At 62.2% G+C, this 17,371-nt stretch carries 18 protein-coding genes; all 18 read right to left on the bottom strand.

The features are described 5' to 3' along the window. Positions 1–42: 42 nt before the first annotated feature. Positions 43–639, bottom strand: a complete 597-nt coding sequence (locus KZJ38_RS24820; RefSeq protein WP_281425861.1) for a UbiX family flavin prenyltransferase — start codon at positions 637–639, stop codon at positions 43–45. 34 nt (positions 640–673) lie between these two features. Then, positions 674–1,690 carry an ABC transporter substrate-binding protein gene (locus KZJ38_RS24815; protein ID WP_219802376.1) on the bottom strand — a complete coding sequence of 339 codons (1,017 nt, stop codon included), beginning with the start codon at positions 1,688–1,690 and terminating at the stop codon, positions 674–676. 76 nt (positions 1,691–1,766) lie between these two features. Then, positions 1,767–3,362: a UbiD family decarboxylase gene (locus KZJ38_RS24810; RefSeq protein ID WP_219802375.1), complete on the bottom strand. Its 1,596-nt coding sequence runs from the start codon at positions 3,360–3,362 to the stop codon at positions 1,767–1,769. 43 nt (positions 3,363–3,405) lie between these two features. After that, positions 3,406–4,941: a class I adenylate-forming enzyme family protein gene (locus KZJ38_RS24805; RefSeq protein WP_219802373.1), complete on the bottom strand. Its 1,536-nt coding sequence runs from the start codon at positions 4,939–4,941 to the stop codon at positions 3,406–3,408. Beyond that, positions 4,928–5,839: a VOC family protein gene (locus KZJ38_RS24800; RefSeq protein WP_219802371.1), complete on the bottom strand. Its 912-nt coding sequence runs from the start codon at positions 5,837–5,839 to the stop codon at positions 4,928–4,930. The genes KZJ38_RS24805 and KZJ38_RS24800 overlap by 14 nt, the downstream gene beginning before the upstream one ends. 19 nt (positions 5,840–5,858) lie before the next feature. Then, a complete protein-coding gene (locus KZJ38_RS24795) occupies positions 5,859–6,299 on the bottom strand; it encodes a PaaI family thioesterase (protein WP_219802370.1) in 441 nt (146 codons plus the stop codon). 14 nt (positions 6,300–6,313) lie between these two features. Next, a complete protein-coding gene (locus tag KZJ38_RS24790; protein WP_219802369.1) occupies positions 6,314–7,315 on the bottom strand; it encodes a zinc-binding dehydrogenase in 1,002 nt (333 codons plus the stop codon). Between the two features lie 74 nt (positions 7,316–7,389). After that, a complete protein-coding gene (locus KZJ38_RS24785) occupies positions 7,390–8,148 on the bottom strand; it encodes an ABC transporter permease (RefSeq protein WP_246641986.1) in 759 nt (252 codons plus the stop codon). A gap of 61 nt (positions 8,149–8,209) precedes the next feature. Then, entirely contained in the window at positions 8,210–8,977 is a 768-nt protein-coding gene (locus KZJ38_RS24780; RefSeq protein WP_246641985.1) for an ABC transporter ATP-binding protein, read from the bottom strand. Between the two features lie 11 nt (positions 8,978–8,988). Next, a complete protein-coding gene (locus KZJ38_RS24775; protein ID WP_219802364.1) occupies positions 8,989–9,735 on the bottom strand; it encodes a GntR family transcriptional regulator in 747 nt (248 codons plus the stop codon). A 204-nt stretch (positions 9,736–9,939) separates the two neighbouring features. Further along, positions 9,940–10,989, bottom strand: coding sequence for a porin (locus KZJ38_RS24770; RefSeq protein WP_219802362.1), 1,050 nt, complete (start codon positions 10,987–10,989; stop codon positions 9,940–9,942). 448 nt (positions 10,990–11,437) lie between these two features. Then, entirely contained in the window at positions 11,438–12,427 is a 990-nt protein-coding gene (gene dhaK / locus KZJ38_RS24765) for a dihydroxyacetone kinase subunit DhaK (protein ID WP_219802361.1), read from the bottom strand. Between the two features lie 14 nt (positions 12,428–12,441). Continuing rightward, positions 12,442–13,080 carry a dihydroxyacetone kinase subunit DhaL gene (gene dhaL, locus KZJ38_RS24760; RefSeq protein ID WP_219802360.1) on the bottom strand — a complete coding sequence of 213 codons (639 nt, stop codon included), beginning with the start codon at positions 13,078–13,080 and terminating at the stop codon, positions 12,442–12,444. Next, positions 13,077–14,096, bottom strand: a complete 1,020-nt coding sequence (locus KZJ38_RS24755) for an ABC transporter ATP-binding protein (RefSeq protein WP_219802358.1) — start codon at positions 14,094–14,096, stop codon at positions 13,077–13,079. Before KZJ38_RS24755 ends, dhaL begins: the two co-directional genes overlap by 4 nt. Next, complete coding sequence (locus tag KZJ38_RS24750) at positions 14,089–15,216, bottom strand: ABC transporter ATP-binding protein (RefSeq protein ID WP_219802357.1); 1,128 nt, start codon at positions 15,214–15,216, stop codon at positions 14,089–14,091. The genes KZJ38_RS24755 and KZJ38_RS24750 overlap by 8 nt, the downstream gene beginning before the upstream one ends. Positions 15,217–15,219: 3 nt before the next feature. Next, positions 15,220–15,414 carry a hypothetical protein gene (locus tag KZJ38_RS24745; RefSeq protein ID WP_219802355.1) on the bottom strand — a complete coding sequence of 65 codons (195 nt, stop codon included), beginning with the start codon at positions 15,412–15,414 and terminating at the stop codon, positions 15,220–15,222. Then, the gene (locus tag KZJ38_RS24740; RefSeq protein ID WP_219802353.1) at positions 15,411–16,364 is read right to left on the bottom strand and encodes a carbohydrate ABC transporter permease; all 954 of its coding nucleotides are present in this window, start codon (positions 16,362–16,364) and stop codon (positions 15,411–15,413) included. The genes KZJ38_RS24745 and KZJ38_RS24740 overlap by 4 nt, the downstream gene beginning before the upstream one ends. Continuing rightward, positions 16,361–17,317, bottom strand: coding sequence for a carbohydrate ABC transporter permease (locus KZJ38_RS24735; protein WP_219802352.1), 957 nt, complete (start codon positions 17,315–17,317; stop codon positions 16,361–16,363). The genes KZJ38_RS24740 and KZJ38_RS24735 overlap by 4 nt, the downstream gene beginning before the upstream one ends. Between the last annotated feature and the right edge of the window lie 54 nt (positions 17,318–17,371).

Below are 17,371 nucleotides of genomic sequence, written 5' to 3'. Positions count from 1 at the left end.
GACGCAAATTTCCGAGTAAACAGCGGTCAAAATACCTTCAATTCAACTGATGGCTCCTTGCCACCGGCGCACCGTGCGCGCGTCGACGTCGAACAGATCGAGCACCCGGCCGAGCGTGTGATCGATCATCTCTTCGATCGATGCTGGCCGCGCATAGAACGCGGGAACCGGCGGATAAACAATCGCCCCCGCTTCCGTCACCGCCGCGAGACTGCGGATATGCCCAGCGTGTAACGGCGTTTCACGCACCATCAGCACGAGCCGCCTGCGCTCCTTCACCATCACGTCGGCCGCTCGCGAGAGCAGCGAGCTCGTGCAGCCGGTCGCGATCTCCGACAGCGTCTTGATCGAGCAAGGCGCAACGATCATCCCGTCGACACGGAACGACCCGCTCGAAATCGCCGCCCCGATATCGGCATTCGGGTAATGAACGTTGGCGAGCGCTTTCACGTCGGCTAGCTGCAGGCCCATCTCCTGCGACAGCGTCACCTGCGCCGAACGGCTCACGACGAGGTGCGTCTCGACATCGAGCTCGCGCAACAGCTGCAGCAACCTCACGCCATAAACCGCACCGGACGCGCCGCTGATGCCGACGACGATGCGTCGGCGGCTGCCCAACGGTGCTGTGTTCATATCCATAACGCGCCTCGCGTCTTCGATCGATACAGCGCACTCATGGTTTTTGCGCGGCGATGAGCTTCTTCGCCATCTGATAAGGCTCGCTCACGAACACATCGGCCGGCAGCGTTCCCTTGATCGCGCCGCTTGCCGCGAAGATCTGCTGCTCGCGCTTGAGCGTGTCGATATCGGCGGGTTCGAACGAAATCGTATTGAGTTCGGCCCAATGCGCGGCATAGATGCGCGCATCGCTCGCCGGCAGATTGGCCACCTTCTGCAGAATCGCGGCGACCTGATCCGGATGCGCATTGCCCCACGCAATCGCGTTATGAATCGCGACGATGAATTTCGCCACCGTTTGCGGATCGCGTTGAATCAGTTCGCTACGCACGGCGCCGACGCCGAGGTACGGCATGGCGTCCGAGTGCGTGAGCTTGCGCCATTCGTCGGCAAGCGTGCCGAGCCGTTTCGTTTTGACTTCGGTCAATTGCGCGACGGTGACGGAGCGCAGCGCGGCCGCATCCACCTGCTGTTGCATCAGGAACTGCGCGAGCCGCGCTTCGTTGCCGGGCACGAGCGCGTAATCCGCGGGCGTAAAGCCGTAGTTCGCGCGCAGCACCGCGGCAGTCATCAGCGCGACCGAACTGCCCGCCGGCGACATGCCAATCTTCTTGCCGCGCAATCCGGACAGCGACGTGACCGAAGACGTTGCGGGCGCAACGAAGGTTACGTCCGCCGGCGCCGTCGCGCCGAAGATCCTGATCGGCACACCCGTCGACGCGATGCTGAATGCGCTGGTGCCAGGCACACTGAAACTGATGTCGATTACGTTCGCGGCAAGCCCGCTTGCCGGCGCGTTCACTTCGGCGAAGTGCACGAAACGCACGTCGTCGATGCCGGCTTTCTTGAGGAAATCGCCAGTCTCGAGTACCGCGCCGAGACCGAGGCTCACGCCGCTCGTCCAGTAGCCGATGCGCAGCGGCGCGGCCTGGGCGGCCTGTGTAGCAATTGAAGCGAAGCAGAACGCGACGGTGAACAGAAGCCGCGTCGCGCGCTGGTGAAATTGCGTCATGTCAGCTCTTCCCGGAAGGGCCGTGCCGCCTCGGCGGCACGGCCCCGGTTGAAGGTGGATGGCCGGTTGCCGTGCCTCACCGTGAAGCGGGCGGCACCGCGTCGAACCGCGATCCGCGGACGCACAGCTTGCCTTCCGCGGTTTTCCATATCTGCCCGCGCTCGTGCAGCAGGCCCAGCGCGCGCGCCAGCGTCTGGAAGTCGTAGCCGGAAAGACGCTCCGCCAGCTCGGTGTAGTAGAGCGGCGTTTCACCGATCGACGCGAGCGCATCGCGCGCCGCGTCTTCGACTTTGCCCGGCCCGGACACAACGCCCTCGTCGGCTTTGCCCGCAACGTAGTCGGCGATTTTCGCGGTATCCGCGTAAGCGTACGAAATGCGCTCATAGCGCTCGTGCGGAATGCCTTCGGAAATCGTCGCGTCGATGCCGACTTTCGCGCCGGTCGGCACCTGTCCGGGCGGCATCACCGGCAAGCTCGGATCGAGCGGCTTCGCGCGCGCGCCCGGAATGACGATCAGATCGCGATCGCCCTGGACGCGCGTGGCGATCGCCCATTCGACCTCCTCGCCGTTGAATACGTCGATATCGTCGTCGACGACCACCACGTGCTTGAGGTCCATCACCGATAGCGCCGCGAGCAGCGCGTTCTTGCCCTCGCCCGCCTGCTTGCGAATCGAGATCACCGCATGCCAGAAGGCGCGGCCGCCGAGCGTGACGTTGATGTCCTTGACCTGCACGCCCGCGGTGCGCAATGCGCTGCGAATCGCCTGATAGCGCGTCGGCGCGGCGAGCCATGTGTTTTCCCACGGCATATGCAGCGAGTAGTACATCGCGTCGCGCCGATGCAGAATCGCCTTGATGCGCACATTCGGGTTCCAGTGCAAGCCGCCCATCAGCGCGGTGAATTCGCCGAAACGGCCTTCGGGCTGAGTCCAGCCGGTGGGCAGGATTTCCGCTTCGATGACCACTTCGGAGTCCGCGATATAGGGCAGATCCACGGTCTCGCACGGCGCGAGTTCAACCGGTGTGCCGCGAATGCCGCCCGCGATCGCCATTTCGTCGACGCCGATCGGCGCGCGATAGCCCGCACCCATGATCTCCATCGGATGGTTGCCGATCGAAATCGAAATCGGGCAAGGCTTGCCCTGCTGGTACGCGCGCTGGGCGAACATGCGCATGTTGTTCGGCGTCACGATGTCGATGCCGGTGAGCGCCTTTTCCTTCACCATGAAGCGATAAATGCCGCTGTTCAGGCCGTATTCGGGGTCGCGCGAAATCACGATGCCCGCGGTAATCATCGGGCCGCCGTCGTAAATCGACGACATCGGAATCGGCAGGCGGAACAGGTCGACGTCGTCGCCTTTGAGAATGACCTCCTTCGTCGCGGACGTATCGACATAAACCGGCGCAATCGGATTCTGAATGCCACGCTGCAGCATCTTCTCGATTTCGAAGTAGCTATCGCAGCCCATCGCCATCATCGCGCGCTTTTGCGTGCGGATGATGCCGGATAACAGCGGCATCCCGTAGCCGATCACGTTATGGAACAGCAGCGCCTTGTCGCTCTGGTCAACGAGCGTGCCGACGTGCCGGATGTCGACGGGTTGGCGGATGTCGATCAGTTCCTGGCCGGCCCTGAGCCGCTCCAGAAACGCGCGAAAATTTTCGTTCATGTTCGTCTCCTCGATGGGGTGAATGCGGAATTCCGTTCGGTCATCAGGCGGCTCCGCTTGCGGACAGTTCTGCGTGTGCGGTGTGTTTCAATCCCGCGCGATCGATCTTGTTGGTCGACGCGAGCGGCAGCGAATCGATAAACCAGACCCGCCGCGGATGCTGATAAGCGGGCGCGTGCGCAAGCGCGTACTGCTTCACATCGTTCTCCGTCAGCGCGGCTCCCGCGCGGCGCACGACAAATGCAACCGGTTTGGTGCCTTTGATGTCGTCGTTCACCGGCACGACACAGGCCTGTGCGATATCGGGGTGCATTTCGAGCATGCGCTCGACTTCGCCGGGGAAAATGTTTTCGCCACCCGACACGAACATGTCGTCAGCACGGCCGACGAACGTGTAAAAACCCTGCTCGTCGCGATGAAACACGTCCCCGGTCACATAGAAGCCGTCGTCGGTCAGCGGCACCGGCAAGTCCTTGCGGTTGTGATAGCCGAGCATCACCGCCGGGCTTTTGACCGCCAGCACACCGGTCGCCGCGCCGTTCGCAGGCGCCTCGAGCAGCTTCACCCGCACTTCGGGATGCGGATAGCCGACCGATAACGGAGGCGGCTCGAGACCGTCCGGATGCGGGCCAAACACGATCGGCCCGCCTTCCGTCGTCCCGTACACGTTCGTCACTTTCGCATTCGGGAAGACCTCCGCGATCTGCTCGAGCAGGCTTTCGCCGACGGGCGCCGAGCCCATCCGGATAAACCGCACCGACGCGAGATTAGTGCGCGCGAGCAGGTCCGGTTCGCGCAGCATCATCGCGATCATCGGCGGGACCGACGTGAGCCATGTGACGCCATAGCGCTCGATCGCCCTGATGTAGGCACGTGCCTTGAACTGCGGCAACAGCACCACCGTGCCGTGGCCGTATAGCGACATCAGCACGAGCGTCAGCGCGTTCATGTGATAGAGCGGCGCCGCGACGAGAAAACGATGCGCCTCGGGCGGCTGCGCAGCCGCACGCGTACGCGCGACCCACAGATGGCTGTCGTGCGACAGCATCACGCCTTTGGGCTTGCCGGTGGACCCCGACGTATAGAGAAACATCGCGGCCGTGCCCGGCTCGGGTACGACGGCGTCGTAAGCGCCGGGATCCACGAACGACGCAAAGCCGTCGGCGCCGTCCGAATCGAACACGACGGCCGGCAAGCCGGCCGGGCAATCGGCGAGCCGCGCGGCGTCGCAAAACACCAGTTGCGCATCGCTGTCTTGCATCACAAACGTTGACAGCGCTTGCGGAAACCTGAAGTTGACGGGCGTCGCGACGAGCCCGGCGCGCATGATGCCAAGCAAGGCCGCCACGTACTCCGCGCAATTGGCGGCGAGAATCGCGATGCGTTGGCCGCGTGCGAACCCGCGCCGCTCGAGCGCACGCGCGACGCCGTTGGCCAGCGCATCGAGTTCGCCGTACGTGATGCGCGTGTCGCGCCAGCCGTCCTCCGTTTCATCCAGATCCCCGAGCGCGACCAACGCAAGCTTGTGCGGATCCCGGGCGGCGTCGATCAGGTCGCCGAGATTCTCAGGAGTGTGCATGTTCGACAGTTCCGATAAATTCGATCAAGGTGTTGAATGGGAGCAGCAGGGCGCGAACGACCGGCGTGCCGTCGCCGGTCGTTGCGTGCGCAACTTTCACTGCGGCAGGATCGTCGCGCGCCATCGATGCCAGTTTTTCGCGCACCGCATGCAGATCGGCGGTTTCGATGACAAGCGCGCCGAAGTAGCTCGCGCGGTCGGCGGCGTGGCACGCGAGCGGCCCGTAGAGAGCCCTGTATCGGGCTTCGTCGACGAAGCGCAGGCCGAACCCTTGCAGGCTCAATTGCGTGCCTGTACCGTCCGCCGCCGCTGTCACGCTGCCCTCGCCGGCGATCAGTGCGTAGCGTTGCGCTTCCGCACGCGGATCCGCGCACACCACGACCAGTTCGGCGAGACGCTTTGCGTGGTACGGGTGCTTCGTCCATTCGTCGCGAAACACCCATTGCGGCGTCAGATGCTCACAAAAGTAGACGCGTCCTGCGGACAGCTCGCCCGGTTCGAGCCGCGTCGTCGCGAACTTCGCCAGTTGCTCGACGCCGTCGATCGTCACGGGCCGCGAGAACGATTGAGGTTCAGTCGCATTGATGCGCGCCGCGATAAGCCGCGCATGGGTCGCGCGCGCGTCATCGGTTCTGAACACTAGCCCGTCGATGCCGAGGCGGCTTTCGAGTATTTCGCGCCGCAACCGCGTCGAACCGGCCGGCAAACCGACCAGTTCTAGGTAGTGATCGCCGAACATCATCAAGTGGTTGACGGAGCCGAGCGAGTGATAACCGCGCGGCGTCAGGGCGAAGCCGAGTTCGGCAAAACAGGCTGCGGCGGCGTCGATGTCGAACATCGCGTTGACGACGACGTGATCGAGTGTCCGACCAATGGCGGTCGAGGGGCCGGTGTTCATGCGCTGCGTCACGTCGAAGTCACGTTTTCGACGCAGGCGTCGGCGCGGGCGCAGTCGAGTAGACACCTCGGCCGCTCGCGAGCAACACACCCGACTGGTCGTAAATCGACGCCTCGGCGACCGACACCGAACTGCCGAACTTGATGACCTTGCCGCGCGCAACCAGATCGCCCGGCATCGCCGCACGGTGATAGTCGACACGCAGATCGATGGTCGGCACGCCCTTGCCCGTTTTCGAAACGAGCGCCCAGTCCGCGGTCAGGTCGACGAGTGCGGCAAGAATGCCGCCATGCGTATAACGCCGTTCCGGGTTGACGACCCATTCTTCGCGCCATTTCGCGGCGATTTCGATTTCCCCTTCGCCGACGCTCAGCACCCGCAGGCCGAGCCATTGATGATAGGGGCCGCGCGTGAGCAGCGCCTGGATGTCTTCGGCGCTCAGCTGTTTTGCTTCTGTCATGTTGATCTCCGCGCTCAAGGTGTAACGACGATCTTGCCGAGCACTTCGCGATCGCGAATCATGCGCAACCCCTCGGCGGCCTGTTCCAGCGGCAACACCTTGTCGATCTGCACGGAGATCTGTTTCGTGCGGATCAGTTCCATCAACGCGGACAGGTTGTCGTCATAGAAACTGTTCGAGCCAATCACACGGATCTCGAAGCTCCAGATGTAGCGCAAATCCTCTTTCGGATCGTGCCCGGCCGTTGCGCCGCAGACGAGAAGAGAACCGCCGCGTTTGATGCACTTGAGCGACGGCACCCACGTGTCGCCGCCGGTGAAATTGATCACGACGTCCGCGCCGCCTTCATAGTTGCGCCGCTGCGGCTTGCCGTATTTCTCGACGACCCACTTCGAGAAATCGACTTCCTTGTAGTTGATCACGTGGTCCGCGCCCAGCGCCTTCAGCCGTTCGGCCTTGTCGGCACTGCCCGCCGCAGCTACGACTTCGGCGCCGAGCATCTTGGCCAGCACGACGCAGCCCGTGCCGACGCCGCCGCTCGCGCCGAGAATCACGACGCGGTCGCCGGCCTTGATCGTCTTGTGCGTGACGAGCATGCGATGCGCGGTGCCGTAGGCGACAGGCAACGAAGCCGCCTGCTCGAAGCTCACCTCATCGGGCATCGCGATTAGCTGATCGGCGGCAACGAGGCAATACTCGGCCATGCCGCCGTCGAGCATTTCGCCCATCAGGCCTTTCTTCCTGTTGAGCGGGTTCACGAGCACGCGAGCGCCGACCTGCCAGCCTTCGACGTCGTCGCCGACTTCGACGATCTCCCCGGCCATGTCGAGTCCGATCACGACCGGCAACGGCACCTTGATGCCGGGCATGCCTCTCACGGTAAACACGTCGTGATAGTTGAACGACGACGCACGCACGCGAATCACGACGTGTTGCGCGATCGCCTTCGGCATCGGCTTCTCGCCGACCCGCAACTTGTCGACATCGCCATGCTCGTCGAGAATCAACGCTCTCATCTTTTCACTCATATGGAATCCTATATATATTCATTAAAAACAATCAGAAGGCTCTGGTGATTCGTATTAGCGGGTCACACCCGTCTTTTCCAGCGGAACAGGTAGTTCTCGATCGGCTTCAGAATGCCGTATTCGAGCAAGACCATCAGGCAGATCAAGGTCAGTGTCCATGCAAAGACCTGATCGGTCTGCACGAGGTCCGCGGCCTGGCGCAGCCGGTAGCCGACGCCGTTCGACGAACCGATTGTTTCGGCAACCAGCGACACCCGCCAGCCGAAACCGAACGCAAGCCGCGCGCCTGAAAAAAAGTAGGGCAGCACGGTCGGAAGGTAGATTTTCGCCATCACCTTCGCCCGCGACATCTGGAAGCTGCGTGCGAGTTCGACGTACTCCGCGTTGACGCTTTGCGAACCCTGCCAGACGTTGGTCAGAATCAGCGGCATCGCTTCCATGAAAACCACGAAGATCGTCGTGCCGTTGGAGATGCCGAACCAGATCAGCGCAAAGATCGCCCAGATCGCCGCGGACACGGTATTAAGCACCGATAGCACCGGTTCGAAATAGTGACCGAGCCGCCGGTTCGAGCCGAGCAGAATGCCGAGCGGCGTGCCGATCAACGCCGCAAGTACGAAGCCCGCCACCACCCGGTACAACGTAATACCCAGATCCTCGGTAAACGTGCCGGACGCGACGAGTTCGCGCAGCGCATCCCAGGTTTTGCCGATGCCCGGCAAGATGAACGCCGGTACACGTTGTGCAGCGAGCCACCATAAAACCAGCAACACGGCGACGAGCGACAACCGCTGCAACGCGACGCGTACGAAGCCGCTCATCCGGGCGGATCGAGCCGGCATAGCGGAAGAAACTGCGGGAACCGACGACATCGTATTGTCCTTAGATAAGGGCGCGCACATGGCGCACGGTTTCAGCCACGTCGGCCGCAAGCGGATTCCGCGGACGCGCGAGATCGATAGTGAGCACATCGCGCACGCGTCCCGGGCGCGGCCGCAACACGACGACGCGGTCGGCCAGCACGATCGCTTCCTCGACGTCGTGCGTGACGAACACCACCGTCATCTTCAGCTGTTCGCGCACACGCAAAAGCTCTGCGTGCATTTGCGAGCGCATCTGCGGGTCGAGCTTCGAGAACGGCTCGTCCATCAGCAGGATGTATGGCTTGACGACGAGGCTGCGCGCCAGCGCGACGCGGCTGCGCATGCCGCCCGACAGTTCGTGCGGATACGCGTTCTCGAATCCTTCGAGGCCCGTCATGTGCAGCATTTCGAGCGCGCGCTCGCGGCGCACATTCGCATTGAGCGATTCCGCCTCGAGGCCGAACTCCGCATTGGCGGCGATCGTGCGCCACGGCAGCAGCCGGTCCTCCTGAAACATGTAGCTGATCACGCGCGTATCGTCGGAGCGCTTGCCCGCCACGCCGTCGATCCGCACATTGCCGCTATCGGCCTTCACGAGCCCGGCGATGATGTTGAGCAGCGTGCTCTTGCCGCACCCGGACGCACCGACGATGGCCAGCACGGAACCGGTCGGCGCCGCGAGCGAAATGTCGTCGAGCACCGCCAGCTTGCCGAAACGCTTCGTGACGTGCGCAAGCTCGACCGCATGACGCACCGGCTCGCTCTCCGCTGCGGCTACGATCCGCATCGGCAACGCGCTCATCGCGTGCCTCGCAACGGTACGATCGGCGAGCCGGCGTGGGTGTCCCTGAGACTGGCCATCACTTTCTCCATTGTCATGTCGCGAAACGTCGCGACGTGCCTGTAGGCGATCTGTTCGGCGCGGCGGCCATTGCCGCTCTCGAGCGCATCGATCATCTTCGAGTGGTCGTGACGTATTTCAGGCTTCGTTTTCTGCACGCCGAAGCCAAGTGCAACGAGCCGCGCCATTTCGTTGAGCAAGCCACCGAGTGTTTTCACGAGCCGGCTATTGCCCGACGCTTCCGCGACCGCCATATGAAAGGCTGCGTTCGCGTCCATAAAGATGCCGATGCGGTTGTTGATGCCAAGCGAGACGTCGTCGTTGCGGCACGCGCGCTCGAGCTCCCTGAGCAGCGCGATGTCGGCCCTGCCCGCGGCAAGCCGTGCGGAAAGCGGCTCGAGCTGCAGGCGCAGCGCGAATACTTCCTCGACGTCTTTCAGCGTGATCGGCCGCACCACGTAGCCTTGCCGCGGTACGGCTCGCAGAAAACCCTCCTGCGCGAGCCGCTGCAGTGCAACCCGGCACGTCGCCTTGCCGATGCCGTAACGCGACATCAGCGAGGCTTCAGTCAGTGTCGCCGCGGGTTCAATGACGCAGGACAGGATGTCATGCCGGATGGTTGAGCACGCGCGCTCGCTAAGCAGCTTGGCTTCGTTCGAGCAATCGATCAACTGCACCGGTAATGCAACGGCTGACTCTTTCACGACATCTCTCCCTCGATTCGTGAGCTGCTCACAAGCGTCTTTCTAAGCAGGCGTTGAGTTAACTTAGAACAGCCATAAAAAAATTGCACGCGAAAAATTTGAGTGTTTTTGAGCTGCTCAGATGAAAAAAACAGGGGCATTCGCTCAAGCATGGATCCGTCTTCTATCCCGCCTTTCATCGTTACTCTCACGTGGTTCGCGTCGTTAGAAAAACTGCACGATGCCCACTTGTGCGCCCGTTACGCCCTCACCGCGAGCCGGCGTATTCGGTGTGAACGGCCCATTGCCGATCAGTGCATAGGTCGCACCATGCCGGTTGACGAGGCGCGCAATCGTTGCATAAAGCAGCGTGCGTTTGCTCAGGTTGTAGACCGTCCCGAGACTGATTTCGCCCGCGTTGTTATGCTGCGCGGTGCTGTCCTCCACATAGCCGATGCCCGCCGTCACGCTCCAAGCCGGCGTAGCCCGGTATCCGGCCGATAGCCAGTACACGCTGTGATACTTGCCCTCGACATTCGTGTTGAGATTCGAGCCGAGGTTGTTGCCGCGATAAAAGCCGAAGAAACCCGTCAGTTTTCCGAACTGATAACTGCCGCCGGCGAAAGTCGTTTTCGTGAGCACTTCGCCGTTCGCGCCGTTCTGCTCGGCGTGACTCACGCCGAGATAAACCGGACCGCGCTGGTAGTCGATCGCGCCCACATACGCATTCAACGCGTCGTGCGGCGATGTTTGCCCACCGAGGCTCACGCCGCCGGAAAACGTGAATCCCGCAACGTTCGGCGACCAGTACGTGATCATGTTGTCGTACCGGAACGAGAACGTCGATGCGTTGTGCAGCAAGGAGCCGTATGTACCGCCGTTGAATGCATCGAACTTGCTGTGCATGATCAGCAGCGGGGAGTTTTGCCGCCCGAAGCGCACCTCGCCATAGCGGCTCGCGAGGCCTACCCACGCACTGCGGCTGAACGCCAGCGTCGAATCCGAGGCTGCGCCGGTGTTCGTCAGAATGCCGTTCTCGAGATCGAACGTCGCACGCAAGCCGCCACCGAGATTTTCGCTGCCTTTTACCCCGACACGGCTTGCGTAGATGCCGCCGCTCTGCTCCGCGGTCTGCGCGCCCTTGCCGCTTGCGTTGGTGTAACCGACGAAGGTGTCGAGAATTCCGTACAGCGTGACCTCTGCGCACGCAGGTTTGGCCGCGATGGCAGAGAACACGAAAACAGCCGCTGAGCAGCCTTTAATGGACTTAAGCATTTTCCTCGATCCGGTTATATGGATATCACTTCATTTCGGATTTCTAATCGTGCTGAACATATAAAGAACTGCTTGGGTTTAACGGTAAGTATCGTGATGACAGCGGTATCGAGCCGGTTTTCTCTTCAGCCTACTGTGGGATGCTCACCAACAGCAGGTAGGTCGTTCGTTTCGGCGAATTTAGAACGACAAAAAAAACCGGCACAAGAAGAATTTCAAAATTTTTCCGCCGTGAAATGCTCACGGGCAGCGAAAAAATAAAGAGAAATTCGGCCGAGCGAGAAGAGTCGCGCCGCTTTATCTGCGCGATATCCGGATGCAGTCGCTACGGCATCGAAACCGTCGACGTGCGAGAGGAACCCGCTGTTGTGACGATTGATTTGAAGAGACCGAGGTCCGCCGATCGGATCGGCGAGAGAAATGCATGGACGGCGCGATTCGATCGCCGCTACAGACCCCACCGCAGCGACGGCGTGTGCACCGGGCTATCCCAGTGCCGTGTCATTTCCTCGTCCAGCACACACAAGGTAATCGACGCACCGGCCATTTCCAGCGAAGTCGTCAGCGAACCGACCTGCACCCGCGCGATTTTCAAGGCGCGTTCCTGCAGCCATAAGCGCGTGGAGTTGAACAGCAGATAGAGTTCGCCGAGCGGCGTGCCGCCCAGGCCGTTGATCAGTACCAGCAATTCGGCGTCGGCCTTCGGCTTCAGATCGGCGACGATCGCGCGCAGCAGTTCTTCTGCTATCGCATCCGCCGCGGCAAAACGCGCACGCCGCCGCCCCGGCTCGCCATGAATGCCGACGCCGACTTCGATTTCATCGTCGCCGATCTTGAACGTCAGTGTCCCCGCTGCGGGCACCGTGCAACTCGAGAACGCAACGCCCATGGTCGCGGTGTGCTTGTTGATCCGGTCGCCGAACGCTTTGCACTGTTCGAGATCGGCACCGCTTTCGGCGAGGCTTCCCACCAGTTTCTCCACGATAACGGCGCCAGCCACGCCGCGCCGGCCTGTCGTGTAACTGGAGTTTTCGACGGCGACGTCGTCGTTGATCAACACCCTCGCGTTCGGCAAATCCGACATCTCCGACGCCATTTCGAAATTCATCACATCGCCCGAATAGTTCTTCACGATAAACAGCGCGCCCGCCCCCGTATCCACGGCTTTTGCCGCCGCCATCATCTGATCGGGTGTGGGCGATGTGAAGACCTGGCCAGGGCATGCGGCATCGAGCATCCCGTAGCCGACGAAGCCGCTATGCAGCGGCTCGTGCCCCGACCCGCCGCCCGAGATCAGCGCGACCTTGCCCGGCTTCAGCGTCTTGCGTCGCACGAAAACCGGCTCGTGATTGAGGACGACAAGATCACTATGCGCGGCAGCGAAACCGGCCAGACTCTCAGCGAGAAAGTCGTCGACCTGGTTGATGAATTTCTTCATGGCCTACGCTCCTTTCACGCTCTGTCCTGTGCGAGCCGCGCGCAAACGGCGCCGATCATCAATTGCGACGAGCGCGCCCCCGGATCGATGTGACCGCGCGAACGTTCGCCGAGAAACGATGCGCGCCCCTTGGTCGCGAGCATGTCGCGCGTCGCGAGCATGCTCGCTTCAGCGACCTGCGGCAACGCGTCGAGTACGGCTTCCGGCGGCTCCTCGCTGTCAGCCAGTTCCGCCAGACGCGACGCGACGGGAATCAGCACATCCATCATTGTCTTGCTGCCAATGCCCGCCTTGCCGCGCTGCGCGACGGCGTCCACGCCCGCGGCAAAGATGCGCGCAACGCCGTCTACGCTCAACGCGTCCGCGTGGTTACCCGACGCTTGCGCCATTCCGTGCAGGAGCGAGAAAAACAGTGGCCCCGACGATCCGCCCACGGTCGACAGCAATTTCGACGCGGCAAGATCCAGCGCGGGCGCAAATGCTTTGGCCTCGATATCGGCGCGCATCGCGAGCAGCGCATCGACGCCGCGTAGCAGGTTGAAGATATGGTCGCCGTCGCCAATCTGCTGATCGAGCGCTGCGATTTCGTCGGTGTGTTCCTTCAATGTGGCATGCGCAGCCTCGATGCACGCCATGACGGTTTTGCCGTTCATGCCGGAATCCTCCTGCCGTCGGAGCGGAAATAGAGCAGGCTGCGCGGCGGCAGCGATGCGCCGACCGTTTGTCCCGGCGCGAAATTGCGTTCGGTCATCGTCGTCGCGACGATCGGGATTCCTTCTCGATCGAGAATCAGCAGATGCCGAAGCGGTGAATATTCGAGCACGCGCAGGCTGATCCCATCGCGCGCATCGGGTGCGTGGAGAACGATATCTTCCGGGCGGATCGCGACCGTCGCCGTGCCGTGCGGAATCGCGTTGGAATCGAACAGCGCGGCCGGCAGCACGTTGATCGGCGGAGAGCCGAGGCGCTGCGCCGCGCTGAGCGAAGCGGGATTGCCATACACTTCGCGTGGCGTGCCCATCTGCACCACGCGGCCGTGTTCGAGTATGCCGATACGATCGGCAAGCGTCGTCGCCTCGACCTGGTCGTGCGTCACATAGACGATCGTCGCCCCGATCGTACGATGCAGCCGCTTCAGCTCGATCCGCAGTTCCTCGCGCAGCTTCGCGTCGAGCGACGACAACGGCTCGTCCATCAAAAACACTTTCGGCCGGCGCACCAGCGCGCGCCCGATCGCCACGCGCTGCATTTCACCGCCCGACAGACGCGTCGCCATGTTGCCAAGCTTGGACTCGATGTGCAGTAGCTGGGCCACTTCCTGCACGCGCGCGCTCACTTCCGCCTCGCTCAGGCGCCGCCGCGGCGAACGCAATGGAAAGGCGAGATTGCCCGCGACGGTCAGATGCGGATACAGCGAATATTGCTGGAAAATAAACGCGACATCGCGATCGGCGGGGTGCATATCGGTCGCCGCTTCGCCATCGATGAAAATGGCGCCTTCGTCGGGCCGTTCGAGTCCGGCGATCAGCCGCAGCGTAGTCGTCTTGCCTGCGCCGCTCGGCCCGAGCAGCACGACGAACTCGCCCTCCTTCACGTCGATCGACACCTGATCCACCGCCACGATATCGCCGAAGCGCTTCGTTACGTGCTGCAGGCTGATCTCAGACATAGGCGCCCCCTTTGCCGTTGCCATTACCGTTGCCATTCACCGCCATCAGGCGCGCCGCGCCCGGCAGCAGCTTGCCGCTCCCGGCGTCGTACAGCAGCGTGCGTTCGATGCGAAACGACAGTCCGACCTGGGACCCGGCCGCGCGTCCTTCGTCCTTGCCGACCCTGACGCGCACCACACCAAGCGGCGTATCGACAACGAGGATCTGATGCGAGCCCAGATACTCGTCGGCAATCACGCGGCCCCGCAAGGCACCGCGCTCGTCGATCAGGACATGCTCGGGCCGGATGCCCAACAGCGCCTTTGCAGCAGCCGCTTCGATGCGCGGCACCGGCACCGGCGCACCGTGCAGCGACACCTGTTCCGCGCCCGCTTCGACGCCGCCGTCGACGGGGAGAAAATTCATCGGCGGGCTACCGATGAAGTTGCCGACGAAAACGGTGGCCGGAAAGTGATAGATCTCGTGCGGCGACGCCGACTGCAACACTTCGCCCTGATTCATCACCACGACATCATCGGCCATCGCCATCGCTTCGCTTTGATCGTGTGTCACGTAGACGGTCGTCGCATGCAACGCGTTATGCAGTTTGCGCAGCTCAAGGCACATCAGTTCGCGGAAATCGGCATCGAGCGTGCCGAGCGGCTCGTCCATCAGAAACGCCTTCGGATGCCGAACGATCGCTCGTCCCAACGCGACGCGTTGGCGGTCGCCGCCCGAGAGCCCGCCCGTTTTGCGGTCGAGCATCGTTTCGATGCGCAGCATGCGAGCGGCCGATTCGACGCGCGCGGCAATCTCCCGACGCGAAACGCCCTCGTTTTTCAGCGGAAAAGCGATGTTGTTGCGCACGCTCATATGCGGATAGAGCGCGAACATCTGGAACACGAATGCGATATCGCGCTGCCGCGCGCGCAGCGCCGTGACGTCTTCGCCGTCGATATGGATGCGTCCCGACGTCGGCAGTTCGAGCCCGGCGATCATGCGCAAGGTGGTCGTCTTGCCGCAGCCGGACGGTCCGAGCAGCACGACGAAGCGTCCCGTGTTCACCGTCAGGTTCGTATTGCGCACGGCCGTAAAATCGCCGAAGCGCTTGTGCAGATTCGAAAGAACGATCGTCGACATGGCTCAGTCCGGAAAGTGACTGGTCACGACGAAAGCCAGCGCGCCCACCAGAATGACGGGAAACGACCACGTATAGAGATCGACCGCGAACGGTTGGACGAGCATCGCAATGCCGACGCCGATCAGCACCGTCGAAGCGCCTTCGCAGTAACGCCGGCGAAACAGGCGCCGGCGTGGCGGGATGGTTTGCACTTTCATTTGCGGACCGCTCCGAAAGTGATGCCGCGCAACAGGTGCTTGCGCAGAACGACCGTGAAAAACAGGATCGGCAGCACGAACAGGGTCGTGGCGGCCGCGACGGCGGGCCAGTCCTGACCGCCTTCGCCGATGATGAACGGAATGAACGGCGGCATCGTCTGCGCATCGCCGCTCGTCAGCAACAGGGCAAACGCGTACTCGTTCCACGCGAAGATCAGACAGAAAATCGCGGTGGCGGCGATGCCGGTAATCGCCTGCGGCAGAACCACTTTGATAAACGCCTGCAGACGCGTGTAGCCGTCGACGAGCGCGGCTTCTTCGTATTCGCGCGGGATCTCGTCGATGAAGCCCTTGAGCAACCATACGGCGAGCGAAACGTTCACGGCCGTGTACAGCACGATCATGCCCAGATAGCTGTCCGCCAGACCGAGCGCGCGGTACATCAGATAGATGGGAATCGCGACCGCGATGGGCGGCATCATCCGCGTCGACAGAATGAAAAACAGCAGGTCGTCGGCCATCGGCACCTTGAAGCGCGAGAATGCGTAGGCCGCAAGCGTGCCCAGAAATACAGCGAGAAACGTCGAGCCGAAGCCGATCACAAGCGAATTGATAAAACGCGGCACCACCTTCGACGGGCCGGCAATCACCATGTTGCGCTTGCGCACGTCGCGGTCGTACCACGTTTCCGCGGGCGGCAGACTCGCGATGAATTCGGGCGTCTGCCGGGAACGGATGGTGAACAGATTCACGTAGCCTTCCATCGACGGCTGGAACACCACGACGGGCGGGTACGCAATCGCGTCCTCCTGCGTCTTGAAGCTTGTCAGGATGATCCACACGATCGGCATGACCGCGATCAGCGCATACGCGATCACGACGACGGCGGCGAAAGTCTTGCCGCGCGGCGAAGCGGCCACGACAGATTGTTGAAGGGCAAGGTCGGTCATCGCTGTTTCACCCGATTGAGTGCCTTCACATAGATATTCGCGGCGCCGAACACGACCACGAACAGAATGATCGCCAGCGCCGACGAATAACCGGTTTGCCACTTCTCGAACGCCGCGCGTTTGAGCGTGATCGACACGGTTTCGGTGACGGAACCCGGGCCGCCCGACGTCAGCAGATTCACCATGTCGAACATCTTGAAGTTCTCGATGCCGCGAAACAGGATCGCGAGCATCAGGAACGGCAGCGTCATCGGCAGCGTGATCGACCAGAACTGGCGCCACGGCGAAGCGCGGTCCACTTCGGCCGCCTCGTAGATGTAGTCGGGAATCGAGCGCAGGCCGGCGAGGCAGATCAGCATCACGTAGGGCGTCCACATCCATGTGTCGACCATCACGATGGTCCAGGGGGCAAGCGGCACATCGCCGATCATCTGGAACGAGCCGGGCGGAATGCCGGTGAAAAAGCTCACGATGTCGTTGAAGAGGCCCGTTTGCGGCTGCAGCAGGAAAGTCCAGAAGTTGCCGACCACGGCGGGCGACAGCATCATCGGCAGCAGGATCAGCGTGGTCCAGAAACTATGGCCGCGAAACTGCCGGTTGATCAGCAGCGCAAGCCCGAATCCGAGCAGGACTTCGAGCCCGACCGACCAGAACACGAAGCGCGCGGTGACCTGCATCGCGTACCAGATGTCTTCGTCGGTCAGGATGTCCGTGTAGTTGCCGATGCCGACAAAACGCGCCGGCACGCTCGGCATATTCGATTTGAAGTTCGTAAACGACAGCCGCAACGCCCAGATCAACGGAAAGATGTTGATCGCCAGCAGCAGCACGATGGTCGGAAGGATAAACAGCCAGGCGATGGTCCTGTCGGACAGTCCGCGCAGGCGCGCTGCGGCGCGCGCCTGCGTTTTCGCCTGCAACCCTTCTGAAGGAAAAGGCTTGTTGACCGACATGCCTGACTCCTTGCACGGGAATAGGTCCCGTCGTTCGGCCGGACGTTGCGCGCG

Origin of the sequence: Paraburkholderia edwinii, from assembly GCF_019428685.1 — a bacterium.
Taxonomy (GTDB): domain Bacteria; phylum Pseudomonadota; class Gammaproteobacteria; order Burkholderiales; family Burkholderiaceae; genus Paraburkholderia; species Paraburkholderia edwinii.
This window is presented reverse-complemented; position numbering and strand designations above follow the sequence as displayed.